General features: G+C 71.0%; 18 protein-coding genes and 1 riboswitch. Of the genes, 14 read left to right on the top strand and 4 right to left on the bottom strand.

What is annotated here, in order from left to right; genetic code table 11:
* Positions 1-92: 92 nt before the first annotated feature.
* From shc to ABZO29_RS08325, 8 genes are all read left to right on the top strand, one after another.
* Positions 93-2,084 (top strand): squalene--hopene cyclase, encoded by a 1,992-nt coding sequence (gene shc / locus ABZO29_RS08360; RefSeq protein ID WP_367319506.1) that lies wholly within the window; start codon positions 93-95, stop codon positions 2,082-2,084.
* Entirely contained in the window at positions 2,084-2,725 is a 642-nt protein-coding gene (locus tag ABZO29_RS08355; protein WP_367319505.1) for a 1-hydroxy-2-methyl-2-butenyl 4-diphosphate reductase, read from the top strand. The genes shc and ABZO29_RS08355 overlap by 1 nt, the downstream gene beginning before the upstream one ends.
* 5 nt (positions 2,726-2,730) lie before the next feature.
* The gene (hpnH, locus tag ABZO29_RS08350) at positions 2,731-3,753 is read left to right on the top strand and encodes an adenosyl-hopene transferase HpnH (RefSeq protein ID WP_367319504.1); all 1,023 of its coding nucleotides are present in this window, start codon (positions 2,731-2,733) and stop codon (positions 3,751-3,753) included.
* A 4-nt stretch (positions 3,754-3,757) separates the two neighbouring features.
* Entirely contained in the window at positions 3,758-4,915 is a 1,158-nt protein-coding gene (gene ispG / locus ABZO29_RS08345) for a flavodoxin-dependent (E)-4-hydroxy-3-methylbut-2-enyl-diphosphate synthase (RefSeq protein WP_367319503.1), read from the top strand.
* A gap of 28 nt (positions 4,916-4,943) precedes the next feature.
* Positions 4,944-6,902, top strand: coding sequence for a 1-deoxy-D-xylulose-5-phosphate synthase (gene dxs / locus ABZO29_RS08340; RefSeq protein ID WP_367319502.1), 1,959 nt, complete (start codon positions 4,944-4,946; stop codon positions 6,900-6,902).
* Positions 6,899-8,320: an aspartate aminotransferase family protein gene (locus tag ABZO29_RS08335; protein ID WP_367319501.1), complete on the top strand. Its 1,422-nt coding sequence runs from the start codon at positions 6,899-6,901 to the stop codon at positions 8,318-8,320. The genes dxs and ABZO29_RS08335 overlap by 4 nt, the downstream gene beginning before the upstream one ends.
* A 115-nt stretch (positions 8,321-8,435) precedes the next feature.
* Complete coding sequence (locus ABZO29_RS08330) at positions 8,436-9,077, top strand: helix-turn-helix domain-containing protein (RefSeq protein WP_367319500.1); 642 nt, start codon at positions 8,436-8,438, stop codon at positions 9,075-9,077.
* Positions 9,074-9,196, top strand: a complete 123-nt coding sequence (locus ABZO29_RS08325; protein WP_367319499.1) for a DUF6126 family protein — start codon at positions 9,074-9,076, stop codon at positions 9,194-9,196. Before ABZO29_RS08330 ends, ABZO29_RS08325 begins: the two co-directional genes overlap by 4 nt.
* 18 nt (positions 9,197-9,214) lie before the next feature.
* Here ABZO29_RS08325 and ABZO29_RS08320 read toward each other — a convergent pair whose 3' ends face one another.
* Positions 9,215-10,012: a tyrosine-protein phosphatase gene (locus tag ABZO29_RS08320; RefSeq protein WP_367319498.1), complete on the bottom strand. Its 798-nt coding sequence runs from the start codon at positions 10,010-10,012 to the stop codon at positions 9,215-9,217.
* Between the two features lie 210 nt (positions 10,013-10,222).
* Between ABZO29_RS08320 and ABZO29_RS08315 the strand changes: the two genes are divergently transcribed.
* The 3 genes from ABZO29_RS08315 (at position 10,223) to ABZO29_RS08305 (ending at position 14,672) form a co-directional block, all read left to right on the top strand.
* Positions 10,223-12,295, top strand: coding sequence for an alpha-galactosidase (locus ABZO29_RS08315; protein ID WP_367319497.1), 2,073 nt, complete (start codon positions 10,223-10,225; stop codon positions 12,293-12,295).
* A gap of 307 nt (positions 12,296-12,602) precedes the next feature.
* Positions 12,603-12,760: riboswitch (cyclic di-AMP (ydaO/yuaA leader) on the top strand.
* Between the two features lie 4 nt (positions 12,761-12,764).
* A complete protein-coding gene (locus tag ABZO29_RS08310) occupies positions 12,765-13,703 on the top strand; it encodes a peptidoglycan DD-metalloendopeptidase family protein (protein WP_367319496.1) in 939 nt (312 codons plus the stop codon).
* 183 nt (positions 13,704-13,886) lie between these two features.
* Complete coding sequence (locus ABZO29_RS08305; RefSeq protein ID WP_367326078.1) at positions 13,887-14,672, top strand: SGNH/GDSL hydrolase family protein; 786 nt, start codon at positions 13,887-13,889, stop codon at positions 14,670-14,672.
* 21 nt (positions 14,673-14,693) lie between these two features.
* On the opposite strand, the gene ABZO29_RS08300 is transcribed toward ABZO29_RS08305, so the two are convergent.
* Positions 14,694-15,272, bottom strand: a complete 579-nt coding sequence (locus ABZO29_RS08300; RefSeq protein ID WP_367326077.1) for a TetR/AcrR family transcriptional regulator — start codon at positions 15,270-15,272, stop codon at positions 14,694-14,696.
* A 239-nt stretch (positions 15,273-15,511) separates the two neighbouring features.
* Positions 15,512-16,690: a Glu/Leu/Phe/Val dehydrogenase dimerization domain-containing protein gene (locus ABZO29_RS08295; protein WP_367319495.1), complete on the bottom strand. Its 1,179-nt coding sequence runs from the start codon at positions 16,688-16,690 to the stop codon at positions 15,512-15,514.
* 126 nt (positions 16,691-16,816) lie between these two features.
* Between ABZO29_RS08295 and ABZO29_RS08290 the strand changes: the two genes are divergently transcribed.
* Both ABZO29_RS08290 and ABZO29_RS08285 read left to right on the top strand, forming a co-directional pair.
* Positions 16,817-18,019 (top strand): MBL fold metallo-hydrolase, encoded by a 1,203-nt coding sequence (locus ABZO29_RS08290; RefSeq protein ID WP_367319494.1) that lies wholly within the window; start codon positions 16,817-16,819, stop codon positions 18,017-18,019.
* A complete protein-coding gene (locus ABZO29_RS08285; protein ID WP_367319493.1) occupies positions 17,994-18,839 on the top strand; it encodes a DUF429 domain-containing protein in 846 nt (281 codons plus the stop codon). The genes ABZO29_RS08290 and ABZO29_RS08285 overlap by 26 nt, the downstream gene beginning before the upstream one ends.
* Before the next feature lie 16 nt (positions 18,840-18,855).
* Here the strand turns inward: ABZO29_RS08285 and ABZO29_RS08280 are convergent, their stop codons facing one another.
* The gene (locus ABZO29_RS08280; protein ID WP_367319492.1) at positions 18,856-19,242 is read right to left on the bottom strand and encodes a cupin domain-containing protein; all 387 of its coding nucleotides are present in this window, start codon (positions 19,240-19,242) and stop codon (positions 18,856-18,858) included.
* Positions 19,243-19,643: 401 nt separating this feature from the next.
* Between ABZO29_RS08280 and ABZO29_RS08275 the strand changes: the two genes are divergently transcribed.
* Positions 19,644-21,680: an ATP-binding protein gene (locus ABZO29_RS08275; RefSeq protein WP_367319491.1), complete on the top strand. Its 2,037-nt coding sequence runs from the start codon at positions 19,644-19,646 to the stop codon at positions 21,678-21,680.
* Positions 21,681-21,684: the final 4 nt, after the last annotated feature.

Here is a 21,684-nt window from a genome sequence, read left to right as displayed (position 1 = left end):
GTAGTCGCCGGCCGGTGTCGCGGGAAGAGACGCACCGGCCGACGGCGGACCCACAGCAGCACGACTCAGCACGACTGCACGAAGGGGAAGCCATGACAGCGACGACCGACGGAAGCACCGGGGCCCTGCCGCCCCGCGCTGCCGCGGCCAGCGAAAACGACACCGACACTTCCGTGGCGGCCGGGGTACAAGAAGCCGCCGCACGCGCGGTGCGCCGCGCCACCGACTTCCTGCTCTCCCGGCAGGACGCCCAGGGCTGGTGGAAGGGCGACCTCGAGACGAACGTCACGATGGACGCCGAGGACCTGCTGCTCCGCCAGTTCCTGGGCATCCGCGACGAGGCGACGACCCGCGCCGCAGGGCTCTTCATCCGCGGTGAGCAGCGTGAGGACGGCACCTGGGCCACCTTCTACGGCGGACCGGGCGAGCTCTCCACCACCGTGGAGGCGTACGTCGCCCTGCGGCTGGCCGGAGACGCGCCGGACGAGCCCCACATGGCGAAGGCCGCCGCCTGGATCCGTGAGCAGGGCGGCATCGCCGCCTCCCGCGTCTTCACCCGGATCTGGCTGGCGCTGTTCGGCTGGTGGAAGTGGGAGGACCTGCCCGAACTCCCGCCGGAGCTCATCTACTTCCCCCGGTGGTTCCCGCTCAACATCTACAACTTCGGGTGCTGGGCGCGGCAGACCATAGTGCCGCTCACCGTCGTCTCGGCGAAGCGTCCGGTGCGTCCGGCGCCGTTCCCCCTCGACGAGCTGCACACCGACCCGGCCCACCCCAACCCGCCCAAGCCCCTTGCTCCGGCGGCCAGTTGGGAGGGTCTCTTCCAGCGGCTCGACAAGGTCGTGCGTGGCTACCGCACGGTCGCGGTGCGCAGACTGCGCAGGGCCGCCATGAACACCGCCGCCCGCTGGATCGTCGAGCGGCAGGAGAACGACGGCTGCTGGGGCGGCATCCAGCCCCCGGCCGTGTACTCGGTCATCGCCCTGCACCTGCTCGGCTACGACCTCCAGCATCCCGTGATGCGCGCCGGCCTGGAGTCGCTGGATCGTTACGCCGTGTGGCGCGAGGACGGCGCCCGGATGATCGAGGCCTGCCAGTCGCCGGTGTGGGACACCTGTCTGGCGACCATCGCCCTCGTCGACGCCGGACTGCCCGCCGACCACCCGCAGCTCGTCAAGGCGGCCGACTGGATGCTCGCCGAGGAGATCGACCGGCCCGGTGACTGGGCCGTGAAGCGACCCCAGCTTCCGCCGGGCGGCTGGGCGTTCGAGTTCCACAACGACAACTATCCCGACATCGATGACACCGCCGAGGTGATCCTCGCGCTGCGCCGCGTCAGGCATCCCGACCCGGAGCGGGTGGGGCGGGCGATCGGGCGCGGGGTGCGCTGGAACCTCGGGATGCAGTCGAAGAACGGCGCGTGGGGCGCCTTCGACGTCGACAACACCAGCCCGTTCCCCAACCGGCTGCCGTTCTGCGACTTCGGCGAGGTCATCGACCCGCCGTCGGCCGACGTCACCGCGCATGTCGTCGAGATGCTCGCGGTGGAGGGCCTGGCCCACGACCCGCGCACCCGGCGCGGCATCGAGTGGCTGCTGGCCGAGCAGGAACCGGACGGCTCGTGGTTCGGGCGCTGGGGCGTCAACTACGTCTACGGTACCGGGTCTGTCGTACCCGCGCTGGTCGCGGCCGGGATTCCCGGCTCGCATCCGGCGATCCGGCGGGCCGTCGACTGGCTGGAGTCGGTGCAGAACGACGACGGCGGGTGGGGCGAGGACCTGCGCTCCTACAAGTACGTCAAGGAGTGGAGCGGGCGCGGAACCTCCACCGCCTCGCAGACCGCGTGGGCGCTGATGGCTCTGCTGGCCGCCGGGGAGAAGGACTCCAAGGCGGTCGAACGCGGCATCGAGTGGCTGGCGGCCACCCAGCGGGAGGACGGCTCGTGGGACGAGCCGTACTTCACCGGTACGGGCTTCCCCTGGGACTTCTCCATCAACTACCACCTCTACCGGCAGGTCTTCCCGCTCACCGCGCTCGGCAGGTACGTGCACGGAGAGCCCTTCGCCGAGGTCGAGGGGGCCTGATGACCGGCAGGCCCGCCCCGGCCCCGCTGCTGATCGCCTGCGCGCTCGGCATCGAGCACCTCGCCCTGCGCATGGGCGACCGCAGCGCTGCCGGCGGGCCGGTCACCGTCCTGCGGACCGGCATGGGGCCCCGGGCGGCCGAGCGCTCCGTCACCCGCGTCCTGGCCGACCCCGTGCTGAGCGGGGCGGCGGTACTGGCCACGGGCTTCTGCGCGGGGCTCGCCCCGGGCATGCACCCAGGCGACCTGGTCGTCGCCGAGGAGACCCGGGACCCCCGCGGGGCCGTCTCCTGCGTCGGAACCGAACTGCTCGTCAAGGAGCTCGTGCGCACCCTGCCCGGGCGCACGGTCCACACCGGGCCCCTCGTGGGCTCCGACCACGTCGTGCGCGGACCGGAACGGTCCCATCTGCGCGCGACCGGCGCGATCGCCGTCGACATGGAGTCGGCGGCCACGCTCCTGAACGCCGTACGCGCAGGCGAGCGCCCGGTTGCGGCTGTACGGGTGGTGGTGGACGCTCCTGAACATGAACTCGTCCGGATCGGCACGGTACGCGGTGGAATATCGGCTTTCCGCGTCCTTCGTTCCGTCCTACCGACTTTCTTCGAATGGCACCGCAATGTGCTGCTCCCCAGGAGGTGAGCCAGATGGCCATGCCGCTGCGCCAGTCCATCAAGGTCGCTACATACTTGGCCGAACAGAAAATCCGCAGGCGGGACAAGTTTCCGCTCATCGTCGAGCTTGAACCGCTCTTCGCCTGCAATCTGAAGTGCGAGGGCTGCGGCAAGATCCAGCACCCCGCCGGGGTGCTCAAACAGCGCATGCCGGTCGCGCAGGCCGTGGGGGCCGTGCTCGAGTCCGGGGCGCCCATGGTGTCCATCGCGGGCGGCGAACCCCTGATGCATCCCCAGATCGACGAGATCGTGCGTCAGCTGGTGGCGAAGCGGAAGTACGTCTTCCTCTGCACCAACGCGCTGCTGCTGCGCAAGAAGATGGACAAGTTCAAGCCCTCTCCCTACTTCGCCTTCGCCGTGCACATCGACGGCCTGCGCGAGCGGCACGACGAGTCCGTGGCGAAGGAGGGTGTGTTCGACGAGGCCGTGGAGGCGATCAAGGAGGCCCAGCGGCGCGGCTTCCGGGTGACCACGAACTCGACCTTCTTCAACACCGACACCCCGCAGACCGTCATCGAGGTGCTCAACTTCCTCAACGACGACCTCAAGGTCGACGAGATGATGATCTCGCCCGCCTACGCCTACGAGAAGGCACCCGACCAGGAGCACTTCCTGGGCGTGGAGCAGACCCGCGAGTTGTTCCGGAAGGCCTTCGCGGGCGGCAACCGCAGCCGCTGGCGGCTCAACCACTCCCCGCTCTTCCTCGACTTCCTCGAGGGCAAGGTGGACTTCCCGTGCACCGCGTGGGCGATCCCGAACTACTCGCTCTTCGGCTGGCAGCGCCCCTGCTACCTGATGAGCGACGGGTACGTGCCGACGTACCGCGAGCTGATCGAGGAGACCGACTGGGACAAGTACGGCCGCGGCAAGGACCCGCGCTGCGCCAACTGCATGGCGCACTGCGGCTACGAGCCGACCGCCGTCCTCGCCACCATGGGGTCCCTGAAGGAGTCCCTGCGCGCCATGCGCGAGACGGTCTCCGGGAACCGGGAGTGAGGCCATGACCGCCGTGTCCCTGGGCGTCCCCGAGGTACCGGTCCGGCCGATCGCCGAGCGGCGCGTGTCGCGGCAGATCCACGTCGGGCCGGTGGCGGTCGGGGGCGGGGCCCCGGTGTCGGTGCAGTCGATGACGACGACCCGTACGTCGGACGTCGGCGCCACCCTGCAGCAGATCGCGGAACTCACCGCGTCCGGCTGCCAGATCGTCCGCGTCGCCTGCCCCACGCAGGACGACGCCGACGCCCTCGCGACCATCGCGCGCAAGTCGCAGATCCCGGTGATCGCGGACATCCACTTCCAGCCGAAGTACGTGTTCGCCGCGATCGAGGCCGGCTGTGCGGCGGTACGCGTCAATCCCGGCAACATCAAGCAGTTCGACGACAAGGTCAAGGAGATCGCGCGGGCCGCCAAGGACCACGGCACGCCGATCCGCATCGGCGTCAACGCGGGCTCGCTCGACCGGCGGCTGCTGCAGAAATACGGCAGGGCGACCCCGGAAGCGCTGGTGGAGAGCGCCCTGTGGGAGGCCTCCCTCTTCGAGGAGCACGACTTCCGGGACATCAAGATCTCGGTGAAGCACAACGACCCCGTGGTCATGGTCAACGCCTACCGGCTGCTGGCGGAGCGGTGCGACTATCCGCTGCACCTGGGTGTCACGGAGGCGGGCCCCGCCTTCCAGGGGACCATCAAGTCGGCCGTCGCCTTCGGGGCACTGCTGTCGCGGGGGATCGGGGACACCATCCGGGTGTCGCTGAGCGCCCCGCCCGCCGAGGAGGTCAAGGTCGGCATCCAGATCCTGGAGTCCCTGGGCCTGAGGCAGCGGCGCCTGGAGATCGTCTCGTGCCCCTCCTGCGGGCGCGCCCAGGTGGACGTCTACAAACTGGCCGACGAGGTCACGGCCGGTCTGGACGGCATGGAAGTCCCGTTGCGCGTCGCGGTCATGGGGTGTGTGGTCAACGGCCCCGGTGAGGCGCGGGAGGCGGACCTGGGAGTCGCCTCCGGCAACGGCAAGGGTCAGATCTTCGTCAGGGGCCAGGTCATCAAGACCGTGCCCGAGTCGAAGATCGTGGAGACCCTCATCGAGGAGGCGATGAAGATCGCCGAGCAGATGGAGAAGGACGGCGTCGCGGCGGGGGAGCCGGCCGTCACCGTGAGTTGAACAGCACGGTCCGAGAGGGGGCCCGAGCGTGACGATTCTGGAGAGCATCCGGGGACCACGCGACCTGAAGGCGCTGTCCGAGGCGGAACTCGGTGAACTGTCCGAAGAGATAAGGGAGTTCCTGGTGCACGCGGTCGCCAGGACCGGCGGCCACCTCGGGCCCAATCTGGGGGTGGTGGAACTCTCCATCGCGCTCCACCGGGTCTTCGAGTCACCGGTCGACCGCATCCTGTGGGACACCGGCCACCAGAGCTACGTACACAAGATCCTGACGGGGCGTCAGGACTTTTCCAAGCTGCGCGGCAAGGGCGGCCTGTCCGGCTATCCCTCCCGCGAGGAGTCCGAGCACGACGTCATCGAGAACAGCCACGCCTCCACCGCACTCGGCTGGGCCGACGGGCTCGCCAAGGCCCGCCAGGTGCAGGGGGAGAGGGGACACGTCGTCGCGGTCATCGGCGACGGGGCGCTCACCGGCGGCATGGCCTGGGAAGCGCTGAACAACATCGCGGCCGCCAAGGACCGGCCGCTGATCATCGTCGTCAACGACAACGAACGGTCGTACGCCCCGACCATAGGCGGCCTGGCCAACCACCTGGCCACCCTGCGCACGACCGACAGCTACGAGAGGGTCCTGGCCTGGGGCAAGGACGTCCTGCAGCGGACGCCCCTCGTCGGCAAGACCATCTACGAGTCGCTGCACGGCGCGAAGAAGGGCTTCAAGGACGCCTTCGCCCCGCAGGGCATGTTCGAGGACCTGGGGCTGAAGTACGTAGGCCCGATCGACGGGCACGACATCAAGGCGGTCGAGTCGGCGCTGCGGCGGGCGAAGCGCTTCCACGGGCCCGTGCTGATCCACTGCCTCACGGAGAAGGGACGCGGCTACGAACCCGCCCTCGCGCACGAGGAGGACCACTTCCACACAGTCGGGGTGATGGACCCGCTGACCTGCGAGCCGCTCGCGCCCTCCAACGGGCCGTCCTGGACCTCGGTGTTCGGCGACGAGATCGTGCGGATCGGCGAGGAGCGCGACGACGTCGTGGCGATCACGGCGGCCATGCTGCACCCGGTGGGCCTCGGCAGGTTCGCCGAGCGGTTCCCGGACCGGGTGTGGGACGTCGGCATCGCGGAGCAGCACGCGGCGGTGAGCGCGGCCGGGCTCGCGACCGGGGGACTCCACCCCGTGGTCGCCGTCTACGCCACCTTCCTCAACCGGGCCTTCGACCAGCTGCTGATGGACGTGGCGCTGCACCGCTGTGGGGTGACGTTCGTCCTGGACCGGGCCGGGGTGACGGGCGTCGACGGGCCCTCGCACAACGGCATGTGGGACATGTCCGTCCTGCAGGTCGTGCCGGGCCTGAGGATCGCCGCGCCGCGCGACGCCGACCAGTTGCGTGCCCAGCTGCGGGAGGCCGTCGCCGTGGACGACGCGCCGACCCTGGTGCGGTTCCCCAAGGAGTCGGTGGGTCCGGAGATTCCGGCGGTGGATCACGCGGGCGGCATGGACGTGCTGCATCGCGCGGAGCGGCCGGAGGTGCTCCTGGTGGCCGTCGGCGTGATGGCTCCGGTGTGCCTGCAGGCCGCCGAGCTGCTCGAGGCCCGCGGCATCACCTGCACGGTCGTCGACCCCCGCTGGGTGAAGCCGGTCGACCCGGCCCTCCCCGGCCTCGCCGCCGAGCACCGGTTGGTGGCCGTCGTCGAGGACAACAGCCGCGCGTCCGGGGTGGGCGCCGCCGTGGCGCTGGCGCTCGGCGACGCGGACGTCGACGTGCCCGTACGGCGGTTCGGCATCCCCGAGCAGTTCCTGGCGCACGCCAAACGGGGCGAGGTGCTGGCCGACATCGGCCTCACGCCCGTCGAGATCGCCGGCCGGATCGGCGCGAGTCTGGCCGTCAAGGAGGCGGACGAGGCCGTCAAGGAGGCGGACCGGGTCGTCGAGGAGGCGGACCGGGTCGCCGAGGAAGAGCTGTCCAAGGAGAAACAGGAATGACAACCGCGGAGTCCGCGTCCCAGTCGTCCTCGCAGTCGGGCGGCTTCGATCTCGCCGCCCTGCTCGCCGAGCGCGGGGCCGAGCGCTACGAGCTGCATGCCAGGCACCTCAACCACCAGCTCCCGCGCATGCTGCACACCATCGGCTTCGACAAGGTCTACGTGCGGGCCGAGGGTGCCTACTTCTGGGACGCGGACGGCGGCGACTACCTGGACATGCTCGCCGGGTTCGGGGTGATGGGCCTGGGGCGCCACCACCCCGTCGTCCGCAAGGCGCTGCACGACGTCCTCGATGCGCAGCTCGCCGACCTCACCCGATTCGACTGCCAGCCGCTGCCCGGGCTGCTTGCGGAGAAGCTGCTCGCGCACAGCCCGCACCTGGACCGGGTCTTCTTCGGCAACAGCGGTACGGAGGCGGTGGAGACCGCGCTGAAGTTCGCCCGGTACGCCACCGGGAAGCCCCGGATCCTGTATTGCGACCACGCCTTCCACGGGCTGACCACGGGCTCGCTGTCCGTCAACGGCGAGTCGGGCTTCCGCGACGGCTTCGCGCCCCTGCTGCCCGACACGGCCGTACCGCTCGGCGATCTCGACGCCCTGGCCAAGGAGCTGAAGAAGGGCGACGTGGCCGCCCTGATCGTCGAGCCCATCCAGGGCAAGGGCGTGCACGAGGCCCCGCCCGGCTATCTGCGCGCCGCGCAGGAGTTGCTGCACCGGCACAAGGCGCTGCTCGTCGCGGACGAGGTGCAGACGGGCCTGGGCAGGACCGGCGACTTCTACGCCTACCAGCACGAGGACGGCGTCGAACCGGACCTGGTGTGCGTGGCCAAGGCGCTCTCCGGCGGCTATGTTCCGGTCGGCGCCACCCTCGGGAAGGACTGGATCTTCAAGAAGGTCTACTCGTCCATGGACCGCGTGCTGGTCCATTCGGCGAGCTTCGGGTCCAACGCACAGGCCATGGCCGCGGGACTGGCCGTCCTGTCGGTCATGGAGAACGAGCAGATCGTGGACGGCGCACGGGCCACCGGGGAACTGCTGCGGTCGCGGCTCGCCGCGCTGACCGACAAGTACGAGCTGCTCGCCGACGTCCGCGGCCGGGGCCTGATGATCGGCATCGAGTTCGGCAAGCCGAAGTCGCTGAAGCTGCGCAGCCGCTGGACCATGCTGCGGGCGGCCCGCAAGGGGCTCTTCGCGCAGATGGTGGTCGTACCGCTGCTGCAGCGCCACCGCATCCTCACCCAGGTCTCCGGCGACCACCTGGAGGTGATCAAGCTCATCCCGCCGCTGATCGTGGGGGAGAAGGAGGTGGACCGGTTCGTCGACGCCTTCACGGAGGTGATGGACGACGCCCACAGCGGGGGCGGGCTGATGTGGGACTTCGGCAAGACGCTGATCAAGCAGGCGGTCGCCAACCGGTAAGGCGGTCTTTGCTTCCGGTCGTTGCCTCCCGGGCTTTGCCTCCGGTCGTTGCCTCCCGCTTTGCCTCTCAGGCAAGAAATTTGCCGCTCAGGCAAAGCTCCGGCTGAATGGAGGCATGAGCTCCTCCGCAGCCGAACCGGAGTCCGGGCCGGAGCCGACGGCCGGGCCGGCCGATGTCCTGCCGGTGGTCGCGCCCCAGCTGCGCGCCCTGCGCCGTCGGTCCGGCCTCACCCTCGAGGCCGCGGCCCGCGCCGCCGGGCTGTCGGCCGCCCACCTCTCCCGCCTGGAGACCGGGCGGCGCCAGCCCTCGCTGCCGATGCTGCTCGCACTCGCGCGCATCTACGGTACGACGGTCTCGGAGCTGCTCGGCGAGACGGTCGCCGATCGGGACGCCGTCGTGCGTGCCGCCGACATGGAAGCCACGGCGGCGGGCGGCTGGACGTACTGGCAGGCCGGTGCGCCCGGGCGCGGTATGCAGGCCCTGCGCCTCCATGTTCCGTACGGCTCCCAGGGCGACATCGTGCGCGTGCATCCCGGCGAGGAGTGGCTGTACGTCCTCAAGGGGCGGCTCCGGCTTCGCCTCGGGGACACCGTGCACCGGCTTACCCCGGGCGACAGCGCGCACTTCGACTCGCTGACCCCGCACCGCATCGCCGCGCAGGACGCCGGCGGGGTCGAGCTGCTCTTCGTCCACACCCTGCTGCAGAGCCCCACGGCCGCGCTGTGCCTCGGCCCCTCGACGAAGGAAACACCATGAGCGACATCGAAGCGAAGTTCCCCCGTGCCCTGTGGGTCCGGCTGATCATCTACATCGCCGCGGGGCATGTGCTCGCGGCCTTCCTCTGGCTGCTCTTCGAGGTCGGCGCCAACCGGTAGAGCCCTGCCGGAGCGGTCTCAGTCGAGCAGCCGCTCCCGAAGCCGGTCGCGTGTCGCGGCGGTGACGCCGAGTCCCTGCTCCAGGTACGTGTCGACGCCGCCCCAGGTCTCCTCGATGGTGTCGACGGCCGCCGTCAGGTACTCGGCGCGGGCGTCGAAGAGGGGGTTGAGCAGGTCCATGACCTCGGGGGAGTAGGCGGAGGCGTCGGTGCCGCTGCGGCGCACCTTGTAGCGGCGGTGCTTGGCGTTCGACTCCAGGTAGTCGGCGAGGATCGCCTCCCGCTCCACACCCAGCGTGAGGAGCGTCACCGCTATCGACAGGCCCGCGCGGTCCTTGCCCGCCGCGCAGTGCATCAGGGCCGGGACGCTGTCCTGCGCGAGCGCGTGGATCACCTGGGAGTGTTCGGCGGTGCGCTCCTTGATGATCCTGCGGTAAGAGGTGATCATCCGGTCGGCGGCCTTGCCGTCGGCGAGGATCTCGCGCAGCTGGTCGATGTCGCCGTCGCGGACCATCTTCCAGAACTCGGAGCCGTCCGCAGGGTCGGACAGCGGCAGGTTCACATTCCGCACGCCCGGCAGTTCGACGTCGGGCCCCTCCAGCTTCTGGTCCGCCGCATTGCGGAAGTCGAAGATCGTGTGCAGGCCCAGGGAGGAGAGGAAGGCGGCGTCCTCGTCGGTCGCGTGCGCGAGGTGACCACTGCGGAACAGCACTCCGTACCGCACCCGCCGTCCGTCCTCGGTCGGGAGTCCGCCCACGTCGCGGAAATTGCGGACTCCGGCCAGCTCGGGTTCGGTCGACGGGATCTGCTGCGTCACGGGGGCTCCTCCCGGTCGTCCCCCGGCGGCGCGGCTCGTCGGGTGGCCGACGGGGTGCCTCTCGACGATACGACATGGCTTCCTGAGGCAACGGGTTGTCCACAGGGGCCCGTCGGGATCTCACGGGTTGACCACAGACGTTGCAGCGGAGGCCCGGCGCCATTGATGATGTCGGGGCTTGATCGGACCTGTTGAAATATGTGAGGCCTGATGCTGGAGATCGCGGAAAACAGCCGTACGTGGGTTCTCTCGGGACCCACGAGCAGCTACGCCGTCCATCTCGCCGAGGACGACACACTGCTGCACCTGCACTGGGGCCCCAGAATCGCGCTCCCCGACGCCGAGGCCCTGGCCGCCCGCCCGCTGCCGGACTACCGGCCCTTCGAGTCGCCGCTCGACGGACGGGAGGAGTACCCGGTGGAGGGCGGCCCCCGCTTCGTGCGGCCCGCCCTGTCCGTGCGCACGGACGAGCGGCGCGGGACCGAGTGGCGCTTCGAGGCGTACGACAGCGAGGGCGACGAGCTGCGGCTGCGCTTCCGCGACGCGGGGCTCGCCGTCACCCTGCACTACCGCATGCGCGACGACGTGGTGGAGCGCTGGGTGACGCTGGACAACCACGGCTCCGCTCCCCTGGAGCTGCTGCGCGCGGACTCCGCCACCTGGACCCTGCCCGACCGGGACGGCTGGCGGCTGTCCCAGCTGCACGGCCGCTGGGCGGCCGAGTCCCGGCTCGTGCGCTCCGACCTCACCTACGGCGAGAAGATCATCGGCAGCCGCCGCGGGCACACCGGGCACCAGCACCTGCCCTGGGTCGCCCTCGACTCCGACGCGACCGAGGAGCGCGGGGAGGTCTACGGCTGCGCGCTGGGCTGGTCGGGTTCCTGGCGGATCGCGGTGGCCCAACTCCCGGACGCGCGCGTGCAGATCACCGGTGGCGCCGGGTACGACGACTCCGGTCTGCTCCGGCTCGCGGCGGGCGAGTCCTTCACCACACCGGTCTTCGCCGGCCTGTGGAGCGACGGTGGCTTCGGCGGCGCGAGCCGCGCCTGGCACGCCTACCAGCGGACGTATGTCGTCCCGGACGCCGAGCAGGACCGGCCGGTGCTGTTCAACTCCTGGGAGGCCACCGAGTTCGACATCTCCGAGGAGCAGCAGGGAGCGCTCGCCCGGCGGGCCGCGGCGATCGGCGTGGAGCTGTTCGTGGTGGACGACGGCTGGTTCGGCGCGCGCACCAGCGACCGTGCCGGGCTCGGCGACTGGACCCCGAACCGGGACCGTTTTCCCAGGGGTCTGAAGCCGCTCGCCGACCATGTGCACGCGCTCGGGATGCGGTTCGGTATCTGGGTGGAGCCCGAGATGGTCAACCCGGACAGCGAGCTGTACCGGGCGCACCCGGACTGGGTGCAGTTCCAACCGGGACGAAAGCGGACGGAATTCCGCAATCAGCTCGTATTGAACCTGGCGCGCGAGGACGTCCGGGAATACCTCTGGGAGCAGCTCGACGCGCTCCTCTCCAGCGCTCCGATCGACTACGTGAAGTGGGACTTCAACCGCTGCTTCACCGACGCCGGCTGGCCGGGTGAGCCCTACCCGCAGCGCCTGTGGATCGACCATGTGCGCGCGTTGTACGCCCTGTTGGACCGGCTGCGCGCCGCCCATCCGGGGGTCGCGTTCGAGTCCTGCTCGGGTGGCGGCGGGCGGATCGATCTGGGTGTCATGAGCCGTACGGACCAGGTGTGGACCTCCGACAACACCGATCCGCTCGACCGGCTCGCCATCCAGCACGGCTTCAGTCAGATCCATCCCGCGCGGGTCATGGCCGCCTGGGTCACCGACAGCCCCAACACCCAGCTCAACGGCCGGGTCAGCTCGCTGCGCTTCCGGTTCGTCAGCGCCATGGCGGGGGTCCTCGGAGTCGGCGGCGACCTCGCCCGGTGGACGGAGGAGGAACTCGCCGAGGCACGGGAGTGGGTGGAGCTCTACAAGGAGATCCGGCCGCTCGTGCAGCGCGGGGATCTCCACCGGTTGCGGGCTCCGCGGGGTGGGCTGAGTGCCGTGCAGTACGTGCGCGGGGACGAGGCCGTCGTCCTCGCCTGGCTTCAGGCGCAGAGCTACGGCGAGCCCGTTCCGGCGCTCCGGCTGCGCGGCCTGGACCCGACAGCATCGTACGAATGCCGCGAAACGGGCGAAGTTCACCGAGGTGCCGTGCTGTTGCACCACGGGCTGCGCACGGGGCTGCGCGGTGACCTCGATGCGACAGTTCTCCGGCTGCGCCGCATCTGAGAATTCTGTCCGAATTAGCGGCTTCTTTCCCAACTCGCTCTGAAGGAAATAAGTCTGGAGCAACGTCACGTGAGCAGGGTCATACTCGTGACCCTGTGTGCTCCGTCATGTTCACGTAATTCATCTGCATTTCGAGGGAGTTTCCGGAAAGGAGTGACCTCGGAATTCACTGAGCGTGACCGGGAATTCTCGCAGGGAGCCAAGAGAAACGCATTCACGTGGAACCTCTTGCTTGTCCCTTTGCGTCCTGGTCGCTTACGTTCGCCACCAATCCGGACGGACGCCGAATCCTGCCGCCGCCCGGAGCCCCACACACTCACCCGTGCACGGCAGGAGCGGGGGACCCACAGGTAACACCGCCTGTTCCGGTCTCCGGAACGGCTTGGGGTAAAGCCGTGCCTCGGCGCGGCCGGGCATCTCCAGCCCGCACCCGACAGCTCACCTCGCAGGCGCCGGAGAGGAATTCGCCATGCCCGCGAAGGGTAAGCACCGCCGCCCGAAGACCCAGCGCTTCACCCGTTCCATTGCCGTCGCCGGGACCGGTGGCGCCGCGCTCGCCCTCCCGCTCCTGGGCGCCACCGGCGCCCACGCCGCCACGCCGCAGTCCGTTTCGGAAAAGGCCGTGCAGTCCGTTCCCGTGGCGCAGAAGACGGCCACCGAGAAGAAGACGCCCGCCGGCAAGGCGAGCGCGAAGATCTACACGGTGAGGGCCGGCGACTACCTCTCGAAGATCGCCCAGGAGCAGCGTGTCAGCGGTGGCTGGCGGAAGCTGTACCAGGACAACCGGGAGGCGGTCGGGGACGACCCGTCGCTGATCCACCCGGGCCTCAGGCTCTCGATCGGCAAGAAGGCCGCGGCGCCGTCCAAGTCGTCGTCCTCTTCGTCCGGTTCCTCCTCTTCGTCTTCGGCGAAGTCGTCCAAGTCGTCCAAGTCGTCCAAGTCGTCCGCCCCGAAGGCGGCGAAGGCCGAGCAGACCGCGGAGTCCACCGGCACCTCCAGCGGCTACACGGCCCCCGTGGCCGGTGCCGGCGTCGGCACCGGCTACCGCGTGGCGGGCAGCATGTGGTCCAGCGGCTACCACACCGGCGTCGACTTCGTCGTCCCGACCGGCACCTCGCTCAAGGCCGTGGGCGCGGGCACGGTCGTCTCGGCGGGCTGGGGCGGTGCGTACGGCAACCAGGTCGTCATCAAGCTCGCCGACGGCTACTACGCGCAGTACGCCCACCTGTCCCAGCTCTCCGTCTCGGCCGGCCAGACCGTGACGGCGGGTCAGCAGATCGGCCTCTCCGGCGCGACCGGCAACGTGACCGGCCCGCACCTGCACTTCGAGATCCGCACCACGCCGGACTACGGTTCCGACGTGGATCCGGTCGCCTACCTCCGCTCGCACGGCGTCGCCGTCGGCTGACGATCACGTCTGACACGCCGCCGAAGGCCGGACCCTGTCCCCGGGTCCGGCCTTCGGCGTGTCGCGGGTCAAGCCGTGGCTTATCTCACCGTCCGTCAACCCTTTATTACGGTCGCGTAGGCCACATTCGAAGGTGAATCATGAGCTGCTGTGGCAGACGATTCGAAGAGTGACAGCAGATCAGTGATCGGGTCGTACGTGGCGGTGGGGGACAGCTTCACCGAAGGCGTCGGCGACCCCGGCCCCGACGGGGCGTTCGTCGGCTGGGCCGACCGTTTCGCGGTACTCCTCGCGGACCGGCGGCCCGAGGGCGACTTCAAGTACACGAATCTCGCCGTACGCGGCAAGCTGCTCGACCAGATCGTGGCGGACCAGGTGCCGCAGGCCGTGGCACTCGCGCCGGACCTGGTCTCCTTCTGTGCGGGCGGTAACGACATCATCCGCCCGGGCACCGACCCGGACGACGTGGCCGAGCGCTTCGAGCGGGCGGTCGCCGCTCTGACGGCCGTGGCAGGCACGGTCATCGTGACGACGGGCTTCGACACACGCGGCGTCCCGCTGCTCAAACACCTGCGCGGCAAGATCGCCACGTACAACGGCCATGTCCGGGCCGTCGCCGACCGCTACGGCTGCCCGGTGCTCGACCTGTGGTCCCTGAAGTCCGTCCAGGACCGGCGGGCCTGGGACGACGACCGGCTGCACCTCTCGCCCGAGGGGCACACACGCGTGGCGCTTCGTGCGGGCCAGGCCCTCGGTTTGGAGGTCCCGGCCGACCCGGACCAGCCCTGGCCGCCGCTCCCGCCGCGCGGCACCCTCGAGGTCCGGCGGGACGACGTCCACTGGGCGCGCGAGTACCTGGTGCCGTGGATCGGGCGGCGGTTGCGCGGGGAGTCCTCGGGTGACCATGTGACGGCCAAGGGGGCGCTGTCGCCGGACGACATCAAGACGCGGATCGCTTCGGTGGCCTGAGGGCAGGGGCGTTGGCCGCGCTCACCCTTCCTGCGCGGTCAACGCCTCCCGCTCCAGCCCCAGTTCCCGGGCCAGCGCATCGTCCACCCACTCCTGTGCCCGCGCCCGGGACACCGCACCGGCGTACGACGTCAGCTGCACGGCGAGTCCGTCGAGCAGGGCCGTCAGGCGCAGGGCCGTACCGGAGGGGTCCGGGCAGCGGAACTCGCCCGCGGCCACGCCCTCCGCGAGGACCTCGGCGATCGCCGTCTTCCACTGCTTGTCGAGGTCGCGGGTGACCTCCCGCAGGGCGGGCTCGCGCAGGGCCACGGCCCAGCCCTCGATCCACAGCCGCCAGCCCTTGGCCTGCCCCGTGGGCGCGTACCAGCGCACCGCCGCCCGCAGTCGCCGCAGCGCCGACGTCCGGCGGCCCAGCAGCTTGCGCAACTGCTCGAGGTCCTCCTCCGCCGCGTGGGTGAACGCGGCGGCGACCAGCTTCTCCTTGGTGGAGAAGTGATAGAGCACGAGCGCGTTGCTCACGCCGAGCGCCGAGGCCACGTCGGCGATCCTGACCGCCGCCACGCCCCGCGCCTCGATCTGCTCGACGGCGGCCCGCAGCATCTCCTCACGCCGCTCCGCCACGCTCAACCGCACTCTCGCCACGCGGTCACCCTAATCGGTTGCGGGGCACGGGCTGAGGGCGGCTCCTTCGGCCGGTGGGTGGGGCGGTTCGTGTGCTCGGGGGGAGGGTTGCTGCGGGAGAGAAGGATGCTCGCGGCCGGTCGCACGCCAGGCAACCGGCGCCCCCTCGGCCTGCGGGCGGCAGGGCGGCTGCGGTCGGGGCCAGGTGCTTCCTGCCGTCAGCGGTACCGGCCGAACCGCTCCGCGATCACCGGCAGCCGGTCCGCGGCGATGGCGTGGGCCGCGGTGCGCGGGGTCGTTCCGTCGGCCTGCGCGCGGGACAGTATCCGGTCCACCAGGGCACGCATGGAGCCACGCGTGTACGCGAACGCCTCCTCCGCGTCCGCTGCGATGTCGCCGAACAGGGTCCACCACCACCAGGCGTTCGTCCCGGAGTTGACGACGACGTCCGGCAGTACGGTCACCCCGCGCATGGCGAGCAGCGCCTCCGCCTCAGGGAGTACGGGCATGTTGGCCGCCTCGACGATCCAGCGGGCGGTGATCCGCTCCTGGTTGGAGGTGTCGATCGCGTACGACACCGCCGCGGGCACCAGCACCTCCGCGTCGGCGGACAGCCAGGCGTCCCCGGGCAGTTCACGGTCGCCGGGGCGAAGCGCGGCGCGGTCCACGGTGCCGTACGCATCGCGAGCGGACAGCAGCGCCTCGACGTCGAGACCCTCCGGGTCGGAGATCGTGCCCTTGATGTCGGCGACTGCCACGACGGTCAGTCCCGCGCGCGTGAGGAAACGCGCCGTGGCCCCGCCCATGGTGCCCAGACCCTGTACGGCGACCCGCGTCCCCGTGTGCGGAACCCCGGCCCGGTCGAGTGCCGTGAGCACCGACTCGGCGACCCCGCAGCCGCCGACCAGCTCGTCGAGCCCGATGCCGTCCACCTCCACGGCGAAGGCGTCCGCCAGCCGCTTCCGCGCCGCGGCCTCGTCGTCGAGCAGCGGATACACCGCCTGGATCGACGAGACGAGCCCCGCCTCGGCGGCGGCCCGGTCGACGAGGTCCTGGGTGAGGCCCAGGTCCTCGCCGGTGGTCCACAGGCTCTCGACGTACGGCCGCATGGCACGCAGGTAGCGCACAAGGACTCCGTACGCCGCCGGGTCCCGGGGATCGCAGTCGATGCCGCCCTTGGCACCGCCCAGAGGGATGTAACGGCCCTCGGGGTTGTAGTGCAGCGCCTCCTTCATGGTCATGCCGCGCGCGAGTCCGGCGACCTCGTCCAGCGTGCAGCCCTCCCGCATCCGCAGACCGCCGCTGGAGACACCGCGTACTAGGTGGTCGACGACCAGGAAGCCCTGGCGGCCGGTGACGTGGTCGTTCCAGGTGAGCGACAGCAGAGGCGGGGACACGGAGGACTCCTCAGGAGCGTGATTACTGAATGGTCGGTCAGTATCGGAATCGCGGCGGGGGTCTGTCAACGTGGTTGTCGGAGGGGCCGACCATAATGGAGGGACCCGACTCCACCTGGAGGTACCGTGACCGGTTTCCGTTCCCCGAGCTCCGGGCTCCGCGCGCTGCAGCCCGCGGCCTTCGGTGCGGACCCGAGCGGTGAGCGCATGGCGCGCATCCGCAGATCACCCCACTTCAAGGACGGGGTCTTCCAGAATCCGGGCGGTCCCTCCCGGATCCGGCCCGCGGGCTCCATGCTGGACTTCGCGAAGATCTACTTCGACAAGGAGGCGAAGTCCCGGCGCGCCCCGAACGGCACGATTCCGGTGCACCCCACCACCCTCGCCGACCTCGCCAGGCCGCCGGCCACGGGACTGCGGCTGACCTGGATGGGACACGCCGCCGTGCTCGCCGAGATCGACGGCCGGCGGGTCCTGTTCGACCCCGTATGGGGCGAGCGCTGCTCCCCGTTCCCCTTCGTGGGGCCCAGGCGGCTGCACCCGGCGCCCCTGCCGCTGGCCGCGCTCGGCCCGGTCGACGTCGTCGTCATCTCGCACGACCACTACGACCACCTCGACATGCCCACCATCAAGGCGCTGGCCGGTACGGACACCCTGTTCGCCGTTCCCCTGGGTGTCGGCGCCCACCTCGAGCACTGGGGCGTGTCCGAGACCCGGCTGCGCGAGCTGGACTGGCACGAGTCGACGCAGGTCGGCGGCCTCACCCTGACCGCCACCCCGGCCCGCCACTTCTGCGGTCGCGGCCTGCGCAACACCCAGCACACCCTCTGGGCCTCCTGGGTGGTGGCGGGCGAGGAGCACCGTATCTACCACAGCGGCGACACCGGCTACTTCGAGGGCTTCAAGGACATAGGCGCGGACCACGGTCCGTTCGACGCCACGATGATCCAGATCGGTGCCTACTCCGAGTTCTGGCCGGACATCCACATGACTCCGGACGAGGGCGTGCGGGCCCATGTCGACCTGCAGGGCGGCGACGCGGCGGCCGGCATCATGCTGCCGATCCACTGGGGGACCTTCAACCTGGCGCCGCATCCGTGGGCGGAGCCGGGAGAGTGGACCAAGGACGCCGCGGAGCGGGCGGGACACGTGGCTGCGTTCCCCCGGCCCGGGGAGCCCTTCGAGCCCGGTGGCGTCGTTCCTGCCGACTCCTGGTGGCGAGCCTTCTCCGTGCCTCTTGCCCATGTCTGGCGCCACCCCCTGGACGGTTCCCACACCCCACTGGCAGAGGGCGCCCGGGGTGATGTCGACCTTGCCGGCGAGCGGTGAGGCCGGGGACGATCTCGCCGGAGCGGCCGATTCCGCCGTGCGACGACGGCAGGCGGTGACGGTCGGGGTCGACCTGGCCGCGAGCGCTCGGCGTACCGCGGTGTGCCGGGTGGTCTGGGAGGACGAGGGCGGCTTCGCGGCGGAGTTCGTCGTGCCGGAAGGGGACGAGGGGCTGCTGGCGCTGGTCCGGGAGGCCGACAAGACGGGCCTCGACTGCCCCCTCGGCTGGCCTTCGAACTTCGTGGCCACGGTCGTGGCCCACCACCAGGGCGTGCGGCTGCCGCCTCGCGTCCGGTTCCAGGAGCGTGCGGACGGCAGGCCCGGACTGGACGCGTTGCGGTTCCGGCTGACCGACGACCTCACGTGGAAAGCGACCTCGCTGCGGCCCCCGCTGTCCGTCTCCACGGATCTCCTGGGCGTCGTGGCGCTGCGAGCGGCTCGTCTCCTGGACGCCCTCGGGGCGAGGGGGACTCCCGTGCCGCGTGACGGGTCCGGCCCGGTCGCCGAGGTGTATCCCGCCGCCGCGCTACGCCGCTGGGGGATCCGCTTCGCCCGCAGTTACAAGAGCTTCACAGCTGTACGGGAGGACATCGTCCGCTCGCTCGAGGCGGGACTGGGGCTGACCCTTGCCGAGCCGGTGCGCGCGGAGTGCATCGACAGCCATGACCGTCTCGATGCCCTGGTCTGCGCCCTGGTCGCCCGCGCCGTCCTGGTCGGGGACACCCGGTGGCCGCAATCGCCGGACGAGCGCGCGGCCGCCCGGCAGGAGGGGTGGATCCACCTGCCGGGTGCGGATCTCGCCGCCCTGCGCTCTCGCTGACTCTTCCCGAGCGGCCTCAGGCCGGTGCCGGCCCGTCGACATTGAACGTCGACTGCCCGGTCCCCGCCCTCACCACGATGATGTCGGCAGGCTCCGCCGAGGGGTTGCTCTCGCGGTGCACGGCGCCCTTCGGCACGTAGAGGAAGTCGCCGGGACGGGCTTCCACCGTGTTCGAGCCGTCCGGCCCGAACTCCATCCTCAGCGCTCCGCTGAGGACGTAGATCACCGACTCGCACTCTCCGTGGTGATGCCAGCCGGAGACCATCCCGGCCTCGGTGCGGACGTATCCCGACCAGGTTCCCTCGGTGGCGAAGGCCTCCTGCCGGTCCATCCCCGATGTCGGGGGACCCGGCCTTCTGCCCTCAGGGGTGACGACGAGAACCTGATCATGTCGTCGGTCCATGACGACTCCTTCCGGCGGTCATGTCCCCTTCGTCAGGCTAGCTCCGGACACGGCTCCCCTCGGCCGTCCGGCGCGGCGGGCCACTCCGAGGCGACGTCACCGACAGTGACCGTTTCTGGTCGTTCCCGCCCGTCTCCGACCGATCCTTTGCACTTATGAAGGAGGTCGGCGCAGGATTATCGGTCTGTCGTACGAGGCCTCATACCAGAGCGGGAAGCTCCCCGGGGGACTTTGTCAACTGCCCACCGCACATGATGCGTTGGTGACTACTGTGAGTGGCCGGGCGATGCGGGGCCGTTTTTGTCGGCTCTCTCGACCGACCCCGCGATGGCGCATGCCCGGATCGCGCACCACGCGCGAGCAAACAGGATCCACGGACCAGCACCAGTACGAGGACACCGATGTCTCACCTCCGCGCACCGGCCGCACGCGCAGAACGCCGCGAGGGCGGGCGGCACGGGCGGCCGGTCGCCCGCCCCGCCCCCGCGCTGCCCGAGACACACATACGGCCCCAGCTCCTGCGCCTCGCCGTGCTCCCGCCCATCGCGGTCGCCCTCAGCGCCTGCGCGGCCGTCCTGTTCACCGTCCGCTCCACCGGAGCCCGCCCCAGCCTGACCCTGTGGGGCGTGCTGGCCGGCGCGGTCGCGGTGACCGGCGTCGGCATCCTGATCGCGTCCGTCGCCGCCGACCGGGCCGCCAGGTCCGTGAGCGACCGGGTCGGCGCCCTGCGCCGCACCACCGCACAGGGTCAGGACGAACTGCGCGCCCTGCTCGAGGCGCTGCGCCGCGGAGAGGCCCCGCCCCAGCGCAAGCCGCGCGGCGGCCCGCCCGAGGACGCCGACGACTTCGAACTGCTCACCTCCGAACTCGCCCGCGCGCACGACGGCGCCGTCACCGCCGTCGTGCAGGCGGCCCAGCTCTCCAGCCAGACCGGCAGCGAACAGAAGCTCGAGGTCTTCGTCAACCTCGCCCGCCGGCTTCAGTCACTCGTGCACCGCGAGATCTCCATCCTCGACGAGCTCGAGAACGAGATCGAGGACCCCGACCTGCTCAAGGGCCTCTTCCACGTCGACCATCTCGCCACCCGCATCCGGCGCCACGCCGAGAACCTCGCCGTGCTCGGCGGCGCCGTCTCGCGCCGGCAGTGGAGCAACCCGGTCCCCATGACCGAGGTACTGCGCTCCGCCATCGCCGAGGTCGAGCAGTACTCGCGGGTCAAGCTCGTCCCGCCGATCGACGGCGAGCTGCGCGGCCACGCCGTCGCCGACGTCATCCACCTGCTCGCCGAACTCGTCGAGAACGCCACGGTGTTCTCCGCTCCGCACACCCAGGTGCTGCTGCGCGCCAACCTGGTCACGTCCGGGCTCGCCGTCGAGGTCGAGGACCGCGGCCTCGGCATGCCCGTCGAGGAACAGAGCCGGATGAACGCGCTGCTCGCCGACCCGGACCAGGTCAACGTCGCCCGGCTCCTCGCGGACGGCCGCATCGGCCTGTTCGTCGTCTCGCAGCTCGCCCGGCGGCACGGCATCCGGGTCCGCCTGCAGACCAACATCTACGGCGGTGTGCAGGCCGTGCTCGTCGTGCCGCAGGGGTTGCTGGGTACGGCGCCGGGTGCCGGCGGGGCCCTGGGACAGGTGCCGGGATCCTCCACGGTGGTGCCGCAGCCAACGGTTGTTCCGCAGCCGACGAACGCCTCCACGGTCGTAGCACCGCCACGGGGCGATTCCACCGCCGTGCCCCCGCCGTCCGGCTCCGACAACGGCGGCCGTTCCGCCGTCCCGCGTCAGCGGCTGCACGGCCAGGCCGGGCCCGGACACGATGCCGAAGGACGGCGGAGCGCATCGGCGACCACGGCCCCTCTCGCGCCGGACCGGCAACCGCAGGCCCCCCGAGGCACCGCCGCGGCACCCGACGGCAGCGGGCCGACCGTGGGCGGGGCCCCCGCTCCGTCGTCCGGCCGGGGCGTCCCGCCCGTCGCGGACGGCACCGCACCCGCCCCTCTGCCCGTCCGCGGTGCCCACCAGGAGCGGCCCAACCCGGCGGAGGCCGTGCCCGGCATCCGGCCCGGCGAGCGGCACCTCCTCGCCGACCGCGCCGACACACCGCCCACCCCGCGCTCCGGCGCGGTCCGCGGCACCATGGGCAAACCCCAACTGCCCCGTCGCCGGGCCCAGGAACACATCGCACCCCAGCTGCGCGGCGGTCCGCCGCCACGCCAGGACAACGAGCAGCAGCTCGTCGGCCACGATCCCGGGCTGATGGCGGCCTTCCAGCGCGGCGTCGGCCTCGCCGAGGCCCAGCAGAGCATGGAGGCAGCGGACACCCCCACCGACCTGACCGCCCTGACCACGCGGTCGTCCCTGCACGCCCTGCGGGACGGCCTGACCGCCCCCGACCACCACACCGCCCGGCACGACGGGAGCGCACCGGCCGGATGAGCGT

Origin of the sequence: Streptomyces sp. HUAS ZL42 (assembly GCF_040782645.1) — a bacterium.
GTDB lineage: Bacteria > Actinomycetota > Actinomycetes > Streptomycetales > Streptomycetaceae > Streptomyces.
This window is presented reverse-complemented; position numbering and strand designations above follow the sequence as displayed.